Genomic DNA, 14892 nt, shown 5'->3' with positions numbered 1-14892 from the left:
ATTGGGTAAATTATATGTAATAGGAATAGGACCAGGTGGACTTTCTCATATGACAATAAGAGCAATGGAAGCCATTAAAGAGAGTGATATAGTTGTAGGCTATAACAAATATATAGATATGATAAAACCATTATTACAAGGCAAGGAAGTATTCTCTACAGGCATGATGGGAGAAGAAGAAAGATGCAAAAAGGCATTAGAGCTTTGCCGTGGTAAGATAGTTAGTGTAATAAGTACTGGTGATGCTGGAATTTACGGAATGGCGGGATTAATTCTTCAGCTTCGAATAGATGAGGAGGTTGAGGTTATTCCGGGAGTTACAGCATCGTCAGCTGCAGCTTCAGTACTAGGAGCACCTTTAATGCATGACAATTGTAACATAAGCTTAAGCGATTTAATGACTCCATACGAATTAATTACAAAAAGAGTAAAGTTAGCCGCAGAAGGCGATTTCATAATTTCATTATATAATCCTAAAAGTAAGGGTAGACCTCATTATTTAAAAGAAAGTATAGATTTAATAAAAAAATATAGAGAAGGAACCGTACCAATAGCCGTAGTTAAAAACGCGCTTAGGGATGGACAAGAAGTAAGTATATCTACATTAGATACCTTTGATGAAAACATAGTTGATATGCTTTCAATTGTTATAATTGGTAACAGTCAAAGCTATGTAAAAGATGGTAAGTTTATAACACCAAGAGGTTATAAGGTTTAAAAAAATTGAGGGACAGTTAACAACTTTTTAGCTATTAGTAAACTAATAAGTAAGAAAAAGTTGTTAACCGTCCCCAACTATTTTAGGATGTGAATAAAAATGATAGGTTTAATTGTAGGGACTTCAGAGGGGAAAAATATTCTTGCAGGACTGAATGGGTTTACAGAGGATATTTTCATCTCAACAGCTACGGCTTATGGCGCAGAGCTTTTGAAAAATTATAAATATAAAATTTTCAATGAAAAACCATTAGACCTTTCAGGGTTAATGAAAGTCATACGATTACATGATATTAAAATATTAATTGATGCATCTCACCCTTATGCTCTAGAAATTACTGAAAATGCAATGGAAGCATGTAAAATCTATGGAGTACAATATGTTAGATATGAGAGGCCATCAGTTGTGGAAAAATTTAAGAAAAATAAAAATGTTATTGTGGTGGAGGATTATGATAGTCTATATACACAGCTTACAAAAGTAGAGGGAAATATTTTAAATACCACTGGTAGCAGAAATATAGATAAAATTCTAAGTTTTAATTTAAATAATAGGATAATACATAGGGTTTTACCTTCTGTTAAGGTTCTAGAAGAGATTTTAGAATTAGGAATAAGAGTTGAGGATATAGTGGCGATGAAGGGTCCTGTAGGCTATGAATTAAATTGTGGCTTTATTAAAGAATACAAGGCTAAGGCAATACTCATGAAGGATAGCGGAGTTCAAGGTGGAACTTACGACAAAATAAAAGCAGCTATAGATAATAATATACCAGCGTTTATAATAGGAAGAAAACCAATGGTATATTCACAGGTGTTTTATAGTGAAATAGAACTTATAAAATATATATCGGAATTAACGATGTAAAAATTAGTTTATACAAACCCCTTTAGTTTAATATTAGCTAAAGGGGTTTATAATTATGTATTATTTAAATTCATTAACTGTCTCACATACCTGTATGCATACATTTGTAGTTATTTGTACAAACTAATTAAAATGATTGTGGATGTATCACTATTGATACACATATATTATAGTGATATAATATTGATATTATGTAATGTAGGAGGATTTAATTTGAATAAAATAGCGTTGATTACAGACACTACAAGCGATTTAAGTAAAGAAACAATAGAGAAATATAATATAAATGTATTACCCTTTAGGATTATCTATTCTGATAGAGAATATTTGGATAATATAGATATATCGCCACAAGAAGTTTACGATAATATGAAAACAGAAGTACCTACATCCTCTTTGCCATCAATGAAGGATATGGAAGAACTGTTTTTGAAATTAGAAGAAGAAGGATACACTCATGTTATAGCAATAACTTTATCTACTGGGTTATCAGGTATATTTAATGCTGTGAAGCTTACAAGTGAAAATCATCCAAGTATTATTACTCATGTATGTGATTCACAATCTATAGCCCTAGGCGAAGGATTAATAGTAACGGAATGTGGAAAGCTGATACAAGAAGGAAAGAGTTTTGAAGAAATTGTTGAAGCTATTCCGTCTATTAAAAAAAGAATCCATCTATACTTTGTAGTAGGGACTTTAGAGTACTTAAAAAAAGGTGGAAGAATAGGGAAAGTTGCAGGCACAATAGCTGAGCTTTTAAACATTAAACCTATAATTTCGTTTGATGATGAAGGTAAGTATTGTACATGTGAAAAGGTAAGGGGTAGAAAGCAATCTCTTAATAAACTTGTAGAACTTACAAATAGCATTTTAGATAAAAAGAAGTGTAGGGTTTATATATTACACGGTGATGCATTAGAAGAGTCTAAAAAAGTAATGGAAAGTATAAGTCTCCATCCAAATGCTATTTCCGTAGAATTCGGAGGATATATAAGTCCTGTATCAGGGGTTCATAGTGGACCAGGTTTGGTAGGAATGGTTTGTATAGAGGAACCTTAAATAAAAATGGATGATATAGTGAATAAAGAAAGTGAGATAGACATTAGGGTGCAGGAAAAGAGGTTGTATGTTGAATACAAGAAAAAACTTTTACAGCTTCGAAAAGTTCAAAAGGAAAAAGAAGCTGTAGGTCAAGTATTCACAAAAGGGTTACTACCTTTGTACGTGCTATACATTCTAAGTTTAGGCGAAACTAATGGAAACGATATATCTCATAAAATTGGTGATAGAACAAATGGTCTTTGGATTCCTAGTACAGGCGGAATATATCCTCTTTTAAAAAAAATAGAAAAAGAAAAATTGATTATTGGGGAATGGAGTAATTCCAAGAAAGCACAGAAAATTTATAAAATCACGGTGGAAGGTAGAAGGCAGCTAGAAAATAAAAAATACCTACTACAAGATAAAATAGAAGAGGCTTTAGAAGTATTTAAAATTATTTATAGTGATTTATACAATTAAATATTATAACAAAAGAAGCTGCAGGTGAACTCACCCAAAGGGTGTATTATCACCTGCAGCTTCTTTTGAATTTCACTAACTCAAAGCTTAAGCTTTAAGTCTCCTTGACTAATCCACCCTTTCTTCCTCATAATCTCTGAGAAGAGTAGGGTTAAAACAGCAGGGGCTATAAAGTGTAGAAGTAATATTTTTAAAACTATCACCGAAGTAGGTTGGCTCCCCTGCATAGCGGCAAGGGTTCCAAACTGACCTACAAGACCGCTAGTACCCATACCTGCACCTAGAGAGTTGTTTTTCATGGAGAAAACCGTAGTAGCAAGAGGGCCGAGTATTGCACCGGCAAGTGTTGGAGGTATCCAAACCTGGGGACGTCTTATTATGTTAGGTACTTGTAGCATAGAGGTACCTAGTCCTTGAGATACTAAACCACTTATCTTATTTTCTCTATAACTAGAAACAGCAAAACCTATCATTTGAGCACTGCAACCAACAGTGGCGGCACCGGCTGCAAGGCCAGACATTTTTAGTGAAATTGCTATGGCAGCACTACTAATTGGAGCAGTAAGCGCTAAACCCATTAAAGTAGATACAGCAATACCCATTGGAATAGGCATAAGAGTTGTAGCAGAATTTATGACTGCACCAATATTCGTCATAAGAACTGAGATATAAGGGCCAACAAACTTACCGGATATACTTCCAGTAACAATAGTAACAATGGGAACTATAACAATATCAATCTTAGTTTTTCCAGACACAAAGTTGCCAAGTTCTGCACCTATTACTGCAGCAATGAAAGATCCTACTGGGCCACCACCCATATACATATATCCAAAAGCACCAGTAGCAGCGCAGGAGAACATAGTAAGTGGGGTAACTTTTAAGCCCCAAGCTATAGCCACACCAATAGCTGCGCCAACTACAGGGGATTTAACTGAAATGATTTCTGCAAACTCTTCAAGGAAAGCTAGTGCAGGTATTTTTGATAATTGACTTAGTATTAGTCCAATAATTAATGAAGCAAATAGACCTAATGCCATTGCACTCAAGGCATCTAAAAAATATCGTTTAAGGCCTTTTTTTACAACGATTTTGAATTTTTCCATGAGGTTTCCTCCTAATAAAATATATACTTTGTTAAGTTATGAATATAAATAATGTTTATAATATTATGCACATAAACGGTTATTTAACTCAGGCGCACATGTATATACTAGTGTATATACATGTGCGCCTGACAACATTATAACATCTTATTATAAACACATCAATAAGATATACAAAAAAATGACAAGCCTAATATATAGTGAATTATTAGTGAGGTTATTAGCCTATAAAGTAAAGCCTATATCTTATTTTACATAGTAATTTAAGATATAGGCTAATTTTATTTTTTTATTTAAAACTTTTAAATAAAACTTTACGTTATTATATGTAGAAGGGTGGTGATGGAATGTCGACTGATGAAGAATTAATTAAGGAAATACAAAGCGGAAATCAATATGCAATGGAAATTTTGGTTAAAAATAATTATAAATTATTGTTTTCATTTATATATAGACATATTGGAGACTATCATACATCTTACGATATTACACAAGAAGTTTTAATAAAGCTTGTTAAATCAATTAAATCTTATAAAGATGAAGGAAAGTTTAAAAATTGGTTGCTACGGATTGCAGCAAATACATGCAATGATTATTTTAGAAGTAGCGGCGCTATAAAAAATAAAAGTAACATAGAGCTTAATACAAATATAATTGATAAAAATAGCAATGTTTATGAAATAATGAGTAGGAAAATTGAGAGGCAGAAGATAAAAAATGCAATTACGACACTTCCCCAATTTCAAAGAAATGCTATAATTTTAAAATATTATCATGATTTAAAGATTAAGGATATTGCATATATAACACAAAGTAATGAATCAACAGTAAAGTCGAGACTAAAGCAAGGCATAGGAAAACTTAAACAAGTATTTGAAAGGAGTGAAAAAAATGAAAAAAGTGCCAAAGAATCTTATCGCTAAATCTCAGGTCATACCAGATAATGATGACAAGGCAGTAGAAGAGTTGCTCACGTATATGCAAAATTATACAATAGAACTCCCAGGGGAAGAGGAAATAGATGCAACGATAGAAGTTCTGAGACAATATGTACCGATAAAAAATGAAAGATTTAAAAAGTTCTGCCATATTATAAGGATGGCAGCAGGAGAAATAACTTTTATAAGTAAGATTTACTGGGTTTTCTGCACCGCAATATTCATTATAGGGTATTTTATATCTATTAATCAGATTGATCCATACATTACCATTATGGCGTTAGCGCCTTTGCCTTCTATTTTAGGTATAGTTGAGGTATTCAAAGGTCGTGACAGTGGTGTGCTTGAAATTGAACTAAGCTGTAAAATATCAGCTATTGAGATAATGCTTTCGAGAATATTAGTTATAGGAATTTACAGTATATTTATGAATACAGCACTTTCCGTCGTTCTATACATGTTTAGGAGCAATATAGATCTATGGAAGCTATCAGTACTGTGGCTAACACCGCTTACATTGGTTTCCGGAGTATCACTTTGGATAGCAATGAAAATCAAAGGAGATTATGCGGTAGCTGAGATTGTATCAATTTGGTCAATGGTAATTTTATATATGTGCATCGATAAGAAATTTGTAAATACCATTATGCAACTTGATACTGTTGCATATATGGTTATATTATCAATCAGTACATTAATGTTAGTACTACAGCTTAAAGCTTTACAAAGCAGATATAATAATATTTTTGAGAGGGGAAATCAAATTGAAATTAGTGCTTGAAAACATATCAAAACAGTACAAAGACAAATATGCGGTTAAAAATCTAAAGGTTGAACTAACCCCAGGAGTGTATGGACTTCTTGGTCCTAATGGTTCGGGGAAGACAACACTTATGAGAATAATGACGGATATTTTAAATCCAACAGGAGGAAGAGTTATTCTTAATGGTGAGGATATTAAGGTAATGGGAGATAGGTATCGGGATATTCTGGGATATTTACCGCAAAATTTTGGTATATATAAAGATTTTACTGCCCATAGGTTTCTTATGTACATTTCAGCCTTGAAGGGACTTGATACACGTTCTGCCCAAAGAAAGGTTGACGAACTGCTTGAACTTGTTAATTTGAAGGCAGTTAGTAAAAAAAAGCTGGGAACATTTTCAGGTGGAATGAAACAAAGAATAGGAATAGCACAGGCATTACTAAATGATCCTAAAATTCTTATATTGGATGAACCTACCACAGGACTTGATCCAAAGGAGCGGATAAGATTCAGAAATTTGATATCAGATATGTCAAAGGATAAAATTATAATATTTTCTACTCACATTGTTTCGGATATAGAATATATTTCAAAGGAAGTACTTCTGCTTAAAGATGGAGAGCTTATTGAAAAAGATTCTATCGATAATATTCTAAAGAATATGGAAAACAAAGTATGGAGCGCTATAGTTGAGGAAAATATGCTAAATGAGCTTAACAAGGATTTTAAAGTAGGCAATATAATGAGAAAAGAAAAAGGCATTGAAGTAAGAATAATAAGCGATGAAAAACCGTTACCTAAAGCGAAAGTTGAAGTTCCAAGACTAGAGGATTTATACATGTATTATTTTGAGGAGGAACAAACTGATGAGCAAGCTATTTAATTTAATAAAGCATGAGCTTTATAAAATTTTTTATAAGAAAAGTGTTTTAATTTCCTTGGCAGTGTTTGTAACAATTCTAATATTAAGTACAATATTGACAGGTGGTGGGAATAAAGCGATAGAGGCTAAAAATCTAGTCAAAGAATATTATAAAACTGGTGGTAATGTAACAAAACTTAGTCAAATTACGCAAAAAGAAAAAGAGGGATTATCAATCTATACAAATATCTTTAACTTAGAGGAATATAAAACAAATAATGCTGAAAATGTTGCTGAATTGCAAGATAAGTTAAATGGAATGAAGGCCAGTGGCATCACTGGATATGAGTACAAATCAAAGGTTATGGAACTTAATATGTATAAAAAAGTAAATAAAGATGCAAAGCCTTATTACTTAGGTCTTTGGGGGGATATTAATCTTATAGGTACAAGTAGCATTATTGTTGGGTTATTACTACTTTTATGTTTGGGGCTTTCAGGAGTATTTTCAGAAGAATATTCGAGTGGTATGGATGCACTTATATTAAGCAGCAAGTATGGTAAAAAAACTATAATTACTGCAAAACTCATTGCTTCATGTATCTATTCTTCTTCTATTGCTTTAATATTTGGAATTATACCGATTCTATCATCTGTTTTATGCTATGGAAATATAGAAGGTTTTGATAGCCCGATGCAAGCTTTGGGAATGTATTCTTTTAGCCCATATCAGCTAAATATATCTCAGGTATATTTATTGCAGTTCTTGATGATGTTTATAGGGATATTAGCCTTTGGGTTATTGATTTTAATGTTTTCCTCACGTATAAGGAATCTACTGGTAACGTTCTTCGTTAGTTTTGCAGCAATTATAATGCCTTTATATCTTGCTGGAAATATGGGGATTGAGCATTCTATACTTGGACTTATAAATTCATATTGCTTTTTTATAAGTCCTTCTGATTCATTACAAATGGTTAATACCTATAATATATTTGGGACACCTGTGATAAATATAGTCGCTTGTGGTATCGCTTTAATAATATTTTCTATGATTTCTATATATATTACAAAGCACTCTTTTAGAAAACATGAAGTTGTTAATTAAATTACAGTTTTTGAAGTATAGATGGAGGTGAGTTTATGGATTTAGTAAGACATGAATTATATAAAATTTTTTCGAAAAAGATAGTAATTATTGGAATAGTGATACTTGCAGGTTTCATTGTATTAATAGCTTCGCAGCTTTCTAATGTAAATAATACATTTAAAAAATATAATAATGCAATTAATACTGGTAAAAGTACAATAATGGTAAGTAATATGGAGCAGGAGATATTATATAGCACAATTTCTCGTCCTAACATATTGTGGTCAAATCACAAAGAGAAGCTTACTAAACTAAAAAATGAAATAACAAAAATTCAAAAAGTAAAGGGGATAAGTAGTTATACTTATAGGAAAAAGAACCTAGAATATAATTACCTTAAAAAGATAGGATCACCAGAAACCATCAGTTACCATAGTATATGGCCGGCTATTCTTAGAAAAAATGATATATATTGCTTTATTGCGTTTCTTATTATACTTGGAATATCTCCTATATTTTCTGAGGAATATTCAACTGGTGTTGATGCTCTAATACTAAGTAGTAAAAAAGGAAGAAATACTATAGTAAGAGCAAAAATATTAGCGGCGGTAGTATATATCATTGTTATTGCAGGTTTTGCATGTACACTTCAGACAATTTTCGATATAAGTATGCTGGGTAATTATAGCGGTGTTGCATTCCCTTTAAGCATGTTTGGACATTTTGTTCTTCAATTTCTAACTAATCTTACTGCGGGTATAGCTCTTGGTTTATTCATTTTAGTTATTTCTGCAAAAGCTAAAAATTTGCTTATTCCGGCATTCACTGGAATTGCAGCTGTTGTAGCTATAAATGTAATTGAAATTATTCAAAGTATTCTTCCAGAGTGGCTAAAGAATTTAACAGATTTTTATTATATAAGATACATTTATTCGGATTATTTGTATAAAGACTTTAAAGCGTTTAATATACTGGGATATCCTGTATTATATCCTTATCTAGCATTCTTTGTAATGTTAGTAGCATCAATAAGTTGTATATTAATGACTAAGCGCTTATTTATTAATCATAATGTTTCAGATTAAGAAATTTGGAGGATAAATATGAGAAAAATATATTTGTTGTTGGCATTATCTATAGTTTTAATGCTTTCAGGTTGCAATGCAAAAAATAATGCTGTAACTACTGCATTACAAAGCTCTAATAGTGAAAATACTCCTACTTCTAAAAGTGGGACGTATATTGTGAGGCATCCTCCTGCATCTGGAGAAAATATTGGTGGTCTTAATGTAATAACAGGTCACAAATCAAAGTTCTTAGGAGATGCGAAAAATTTTAACGGTTATCTTGATTTACGGTATAGTGACTTAAGTAATGTCAATCTAAGTCAAAATAGTGAACAACTTAGTAATTGTTTTTTTAGTACTTATACTAAATGGCCTGAAAAAATGACAAAAGAATATAAGCCAGATACCATTTTGGAGCTTGGCAAAAATCAAGGATTAGGAATAAGAAAGCTTAATAATGAGGGTATAGATGGTAGAGGAATTAATATTGCAATAATAGACCAGCCCTTATTAGTTGATCATAAGCAATATAAAGATCAGATAAAATTTTATGATGAGATCAATTGTGGGGGAGAATCATCAATGCATGGGCCTGCAATGACGTCAATAGCTGTAGGTAAGTCAATAGGAGTTGCACCAAAAGCTAAGCTTTATTATGTTGGTTGCTATAATTTTAATACTAAAGAAAATAATTCTAAAATAGATTACACGTTGGCGGAGGTAAAGGCAATTGATAAAATTGTAAAAATTAATAAAACTCTTTCTGAAAAAGATAAAATAAGAGTATTATCAATTTCAGCTGTATGGGGTCCCAATAATAAAGGATATAAGGAAATGAATGAAGCTGTGAAAAGAGCCGAAAATGCTGGGATTTTCGTTATTTCTGCCAATATATTTGAAACTTCTAATTATAAGTTTTGGTATTATGGAGTTGATAGAGAACCTATGGCTGATCCAGAGAAACAATCCTCCTACAAACCTCATAAATGGAGTAATTGGATTTCTTTCGTAGCAGAGATACCTGGATTTGGTAAATATTATGAAGAAAAGTATAATAAATTAGCAGCAAAAGAATTGCTATTAGTTCCAATGAGCTCAAAAACCTTTGCGATTCCTGAAGATGTCAAGGGCTACAGTTTTAATAGAATAGGTGGGTGGAGCTCGGTAGAACCTTATCTTGCTGGACTATATGCCCTGTCTTGTCAAGTAAAACCCAATATCACTCCTGATTTATTTTGGAGTACTGCACTGAGAACAGGCGATGCCATGGATATAAGCAATGAAGGTAAAGAAACCAAAACAGGCAAACTGATAAATCCAATAAAATTAATAGAAGCATTAAAGGATGATAAGTAAGAATTTCAGCGCACCATAAAGTTCTAGGAATTTTTGCAAATCCTAGAACTTTAATTTTAATATTTTTTATCAAAAACACGCAATAACTAATCTTCGCGTAAATCTAAATAAGAACTACCATCAAGAGGAATTAGAGCTTGAAGGCCTGGAATATCGTTAGCTAATCCTACAGCATAAACAGTGTAAAAACGATTAGGTTTTAGTTTTATATTAGGGACGTATAAAGCAATAGTCGTGGTACCAGTAGGTCTAACTTCTAAAGTATAAGTTCCAACAGGGACTTCTATATAATCAGTAAATTGTTTGTACTTAATATTTTTAAGTAGAATTTTACCGTCTGGTAATGCAACATCTACAGCACCAAGATTAGGTGATAAATGAGCAAATTTAATATAAGCATTGTTACTAGGATTTATAACTATAGGTTCTGGAATAGGTAGTAACTCAATGTTAGGTAATAGACCAATAACTGCAACGGTGTAAATTTTTTCAGGCGGAATAAAAATATTTTTATTAAGTACAGGTGTAGTTTTAGTACCTGTAGCATACAATTTTACATTGTAATTTCCAGCCATAACTTCTATATAATCTGTAAAAGCACCATAAGTAAGGTTTTTAAATTTTAACATATCATTAATATATACATCAACAGCTGGGGATTTAGGTGAAGCATGAAGAATCCTAAAATAAGAATTCTTAGGGGTAACTCTATATAGCGGATAAGGATCATTATAATTGTTTGGACAATAGAACATAAAAGGCTCCCTTCAAATATTTCTACTGTATTAATATATGAAGAACAATCCTAGAATGTTACTGAAATTAGTTGTAACTCGACTATCACATGGTAAAACTCGTATTATTGAATGAATCTGTTGAATAAATAGCCAACTAATAAATCCCGGAGAATTAACATCTTCCGGGATTTATTAGTTGGCTATTTATGTAGAAATTTTTAAATAAGCTTAGAAATTGTATGGATTCCTAAGTTTGGTTCACACTAAAGATATCTACAATTTAAAGAAAAACTGATTATTTTATGCTTCCAGCTGCAATAGATTTTATAATTTGTTTTTGTGCTAAAAAATAAAATATTATAACTGGAATAATTGCGAGAGTTAGTCCCGCAAGAGCTAAATTCCACTGTTTGGTATATTCACCAAAGAAAAAGAAAGTTCTCAATGGCAATGTTTGTGTTCCTGGTCTATTAATAACTAAGGATGGCAATAAAAAATCATTCCAAATCCAAACGGTATTTAAGATAGAAACTGTAACAGTTATTGGTTTTAACAAAGGAAATATTATATACCAAAAGGTTTGAAATTTGTTGCAACCATCTAACATGGAAGCTTCATCTAACTCCTTTGGGATTCCTTTTACAAAACCATGATACAGGAATATGGATAAGGCTGATCCAAAGCCAAGATACATAAATATGAGTCCACCCATATTCAATAATTTAAATTTACCCATAATTCTAACTAGGGGCAACATGATTGCTTGAAAAGGTATTAACATGGATGAAATAAATAACAAAAGAATTGCGTTGCTCAGTTTTGTTTTTGTCCGCTCTAACATCCAGCCCGCCATTGAAGCGAATATTGCAATAAAAATAACACCAGATATTGTTATTGTTAAAGAGTTAGTAATTGCATTTAAATAGTGCAACCTATCAAATGCTTCTTTATAATTATTTAAAGTGAATATTTCAGGAAAGGACAATACACTTGCAAATAATTCTTTTTTTGTTTTAAGGGAATTGATAATAATGATATAAAAAGGTGATAAAAATAATGCGCCTAAGGCAATACCAATAACTCCTAGAGCTAGTTTACCTACATTTAATTTTCTGGTTTTTTTTATCATGCTTCCACCTCATTTTTCTTAGAAAGATATACTTGTGTTAAAGTAACCGCACCAACTATTAGTAAAAATATAACAGCTTTTGCTTGCGCTACGCCCATTTGATTAAATTTGAATGCGGTGTTGTAAATATTCATAGAGAGCATCTGTGTTGAATTTGCAGGACCACCTGCAGTTAAGGATAAATTTTGGTCATAAAGTTTAAAGGAATTAGATAAAGTTAAAAATAAACTTACTGTAAAGGCAGGTCCTACTAGAGGGAATGTAATATTCTTTATTCTCTGCCATGCATTTGCACCATCAATCTCAGCTGCTTCCGTAAGCTCTGGTGGTATGTTTTGAAGAGCAGCTACATAAATAACCATTAAATATCCTGACATTTGCCATGACATTAAAATTACTAACCCATAAAATCCAGTAGTCCCATCCGATAACCATCCAAGTAACCATTGCTGATGAAAAATAGTTCCAAGTCCAGAAAAAACTTGTGTGAAAATAAACTGCCAAATAAATCCAAGTATAAGTCCTCCTATCAAGTTAGGCATAAAAAATATAGTTCTAAGTAGATTATTGCTTTTCATACCAGTTGTTACAAGTAAAGCGAGGCCAAATCCAATACAATTTATTACAACAACTGAAACTATAGTAAATTTAGCTGTAAATAAGAATGAAGCAAGGAAAGTCTCATCCTTAAATGCAGAGACGTAGTTTGCAAATCCGATCCAACTTATATCGGATGCAATTCCATTCCAGTCTGTAAAAGAATAGTAAACTCCAAAAAGCAATGGTATGATCAAAACTATAGTGAACACAGCTAAAATTGGACCTACAAACATCCAAAATGACGCATTATTTTTTTTCATTACAGTATCTCCTTTCGTACATTAGCTTGATATTAATAAAATCCTGGAACAGATTTGAACTTTCCCAGGATTTTGAAATCTTAAATCATATTCATTATTTTTTTCTTGCTGCTGACCAGGTCGTTTTCATATTATCTACTAATTTATCCCATGTGATGGTGCCAGCAATATATTTTTGAACGTCTGTTCCGAATTTTTCCATACCCCATGCAGTAGGATATCCCATAAATACCCATGGAATTGTTTTTCCTTCGTTTACGTATCTAAGTACTTCTTTACCTAGTGCATCTGTTGGTTGTAATTTCTCACCGTCATAACCTTTGAAAGCTGGTATAAACTTAAAGTCTTTAATGATCATTTCTTTACCTCTGTCTGAAGTATATAACCAGTTTAAGAAGTCTGCAGCAGCTTTCTTAGCTCCATCATCTTTTGAACTGTTAATAGCCCAATACATAGGTACTCCAACTTGGATACAACCTTCTTTAACGCCATCTAAAGGCATTGGTAATATACCAATATTTTTGGACAATTCTGGATCGATACCATCTATTGATCCAAAAGCCCAGTTTCCTTGTTGAATTATTGCTACTTTACTCATAGAGAACATTTTTTCAACTTGAGTAGAATAGTCCACGCTGTTAATTGATTTATTAGTACCATCTGGCTTATAAGCATATTTAATTTGAAGATCTAATAGTTTCTTTAATGGCTCATTTTGTTTGAATGTTATTTCTTTTGCATTAAATGCATCTACAACTGTTGGAAATTCATTTGCAAAAGCAACGTTAGATAAATGTAATCCTGTTACCCAAGTTTCCTTGCCAGGTAAAGCAAATACTGCATCTATCTTTAATTCTTTCTTCTTTGAATCCAATGTTTTCGATGCGGCTTTTAAATCTGCATATGTTTTGATTTTTGAAGCATCAATTCCTGCTTTTGTGAATATTGTTTTATTGTAAATAAGTCCAGATCCTTCTTGGTTAAACGGCATACCATAAAGTTTACCATCCATCTTTACAGCATCTAAAGTTCCTGGGTAAGCTTGTGATACCCATGGTTCGCTTGATAAATCTTGAAGTTTAGCTTTCCAGTCAAGGACATCTTGAGTTCCGCCAATATTGTATATTGTTGGTTCTTGTCCTGATGCAAATTTAGATTTTAATGCCGCACCGTAGTCTTCTCCACCGCCAACTGTTTGTACATTAATTTTAACATTTTTATTTAATGCCATGTATTCTTTTGTAGCTTTTTCAAGAGCATCCTTAGCTTCAACTTTAAATTGGAATATGTCCACTACGACATCCTTGCCTACCGCTTTTGAAGCAGCAGGATCTGTACTTTTACTACAACCAGACAACATACCTGTCATTATAGCAACTGTACATGCAACTGCTATAAGCTTTTTTGTGTTCTTCATTATTAAGCCCCCCCTATTTTCTAATTAAATCTTATCTATGCAATCGTTTGCTTAAACATTATAATAAACCATTTAGAGAATATTGTCAATATAGTAATTTTATTTTTTTCTTTCAGTATTTTAGTAAATACTAAAAGAGAAGATATAACATTTCTACTGATATTATTCTAATAAATTTTTTTGATATGTGACAGCCATTCCGTGGATATCAGTACATTGCTGAGCTTTTATTATAACTACCACTGGTGAAGTTTCAGGGCCCTATAACTATGGTATTTAAGAGAGCGTTCCAATATTTCAAGTATGGTCAATGAGGAGTGATTTTAGTAATTATAAACCTAATTTTGTTAGCATTTAGTATCGTATTTATTAGAACTCAAAAATAAGAAGAGTAGAGGTGATTTGTATGAAAAATAATGAATTTCAGATTTAATGGAGAATTATGTTTGATTCTG

General features: G+C 32.0%; 15 protein-coding genes. 10 read left to right on the top strand and 5 right to left on the bottom strand.

Going from position 1 to position 14892, the window contains the following annotated elements:
- The first annotated feature begins 1 nt into the window (after position 1).
- The 4 genes from cobJ to ACWJKE_RS08925 all read left to right on the top strand — a co-directional run bounded on the left by cobJ (position 2) and on the right by ACWJKE_RS08925 (position 3109).
- The gene (gene cobJ, locus ACWJKE_RS08940; RefSeq protein WP_216303412.1) at positions 2–718 is read left to right on the top strand and encodes a precorrin-3B C(17)-methyltransferase; all 717 of its coding nucleotides are present in this window, start codon (positions 2–4) and stop codon (positions 716–718) included.
- A 99-nt stretch (positions 719–817) separates the two neighbouring features.
- A complete protein-coding gene (locus ACWJKE_RS08935; protein WP_216303413.1) occupies positions 818–1585 on the top strand; it encodes a cobalt-precorrin-6A reductase in 768 nt (255 codons plus the stop codon).
- Positions 1586–1798: 213 nt separating this feature from the next.
- Positions 1799–2647, top strand: a complete 849-nt coding sequence (locus ACWJKE_RS08930) for a DegV family protein (RefSeq protein ID WP_216303414.1) — start codon at positions 1799–1801, stop codon at positions 2645–2647.
- Between the two features lie 6 nt (positions 2648–2653).
- Complete coding sequence (locus ACWJKE_RS08925) at positions 2654–3109, top strand: PadR family transcriptional regulator (RefSeq protein ID WP_165411550.1); 456 nt, start codon at positions 2654–2656, stop codon at positions 3107–3109.
- Positions 3110–3189: 80 nt separating this feature from the next.
- On the opposite strand, the gene ACWJKE_RS08920 is transcribed toward ACWJKE_RS08925, so the two are convergent.
- A complete protein-coding gene (locus ACWJKE_RS08920) occupies positions 3190–4215 on the bottom strand; it encodes a PTS transporter subunit IIC (protein WP_220319947.1) in 1026 nt (341 codons plus the stop codon).
- Between the two features lie 347 nt (positions 4216–4562).
- Here ACWJKE_RS08920 and ACWJKE_RS08915 point away from each other — a divergent pair, with 347 nt between their 5' ends.
- From ACWJKE_RS08915 to ACWJKE_RS08890, 6 genes are read left to right on the top strand one after another with little or no spacing between them, the layout of a single operon-like run.
- Positions 4563–5138 carry an RNA polymerase sigma factor gene (locus tag ACWJKE_RS08915; RefSeq protein ID WP_216303416.1) on the top strand — a complete coding sequence of 192 codons (576 nt, stop codon included), beginning with the start codon at positions 4563–4565 and terminating at the stop codon, positions 5136–5138.
- Positions 5107–5934: a hypothetical protein gene (locus ACWJKE_RS08910; RefSeq protein WP_462954294.1), complete on the top strand. Its 828-nt coding sequence runs from the start codon at positions 5107–5109 to the stop codon at positions 5932–5934. Before ACWJKE_RS08915 ends, ACWJKE_RS08910 begins: the two co-directional genes overlap by 32 nt.
- Complete coding sequence (locus ACWJKE_RS08905) at positions 5918–6802, top strand: ABC transporter ATP-binding protein (RefSeq protein WP_462954293.1); 885 nt, start codon at positions 5918–5920, stop codon at positions 6800–6802. The genes ACWJKE_RS08910 and ACWJKE_RS08905 overlap by 17 nt, the downstream gene beginning before the upstream one ends.
- Positions 6786–7889, top strand: coding sequence for a hypothetical protein (locus ACWJKE_RS08900; protein WP_462954292.1), 1104 nt, complete (start codon positions 6786–6788; stop codon positions 7887–7889). Before ACWJKE_RS08905 ends, ACWJKE_RS08900 begins: the two co-directional genes overlap by 17 nt.
- A 35-nt stretch (positions 7890–7924) precedes the next feature.
- Positions 7925–8956, top strand: coding sequence for an ABC transporter permease subunit (locus ACWJKE_RS08895; RefSeq protein ID WP_462954291.1), 1032 nt, complete (start codon positions 7925–7927; stop codon positions 8954–8956).
- Between the two features lie 18 nt (positions 8957–8974).
- Positions 8975–10294, top strand: a complete 1320-nt coding sequence (locus tag ACWJKE_RS08890; RefSeq protein WP_462959343.1) for a S8/S53 family peptidase — start codon at positions 8975–8977, stop codon at positions 10292–10294.
- A gap of 86 nt (positions 10295–10380) precedes the next feature.
- Here ACWJKE_RS08890 and ACWJKE_RS08885 read toward each other — a convergent pair whose 3' ends face one another.
- From ACWJKE_RS08885 to ACWJKE_RS08870, 4 genes are all read right to left on the bottom strand, one after another.
- A complete protein-coding gene (locus tag ACWJKE_RS08885; RefSeq protein ID WP_462959342.1) occupies positions 10381–11049 on the bottom strand; it encodes a DUF4397 domain-containing protein in 669 nt (222 codons plus the stop codon).
- A 277-nt stretch (positions 11050–11326) separates the two neighbouring features.
- Entirely contained in the window at positions 11327–12160 is an 834-nt protein-coding gene (locus ACWJKE_RS08880) for a carbohydrate ABC transporter permease (RefSeq protein WP_165411558.1), read from the bottom strand.
- Positions 12157–13020 (bottom strand): carbohydrate ABC transporter permease, encoded by an 864-nt coding sequence (locus ACWJKE_RS08875; protein ID WP_216303424.1) that lies wholly within the window; start codon positions 13018–13020, stop codon positions 12157–12159. Before ACWJKE_RS08875 ends, ACWJKE_RS08880 begins: the two co-directional genes overlap by 4 nt.
- A gap of 94 nt (positions 13021–13114) precedes the next feature.
- Positions 13115–14437, bottom strand: a complete 1323-nt coding sequence (locus ACWJKE_RS08870; RefSeq protein ID WP_216303425.1) for an ABC transporter substrate-binding protein — start codon at positions 14435–14437, stop codon at positions 13115–13117.
- Positions 14438–14892: the final 455 nt, after the last annotated feature.

It is taken from the genome of Clostridium sp. CM036, assembly GCF_055081135.1.
This window is presented reverse-complemented; position numbering and strand designations above follow the sequence as displayed.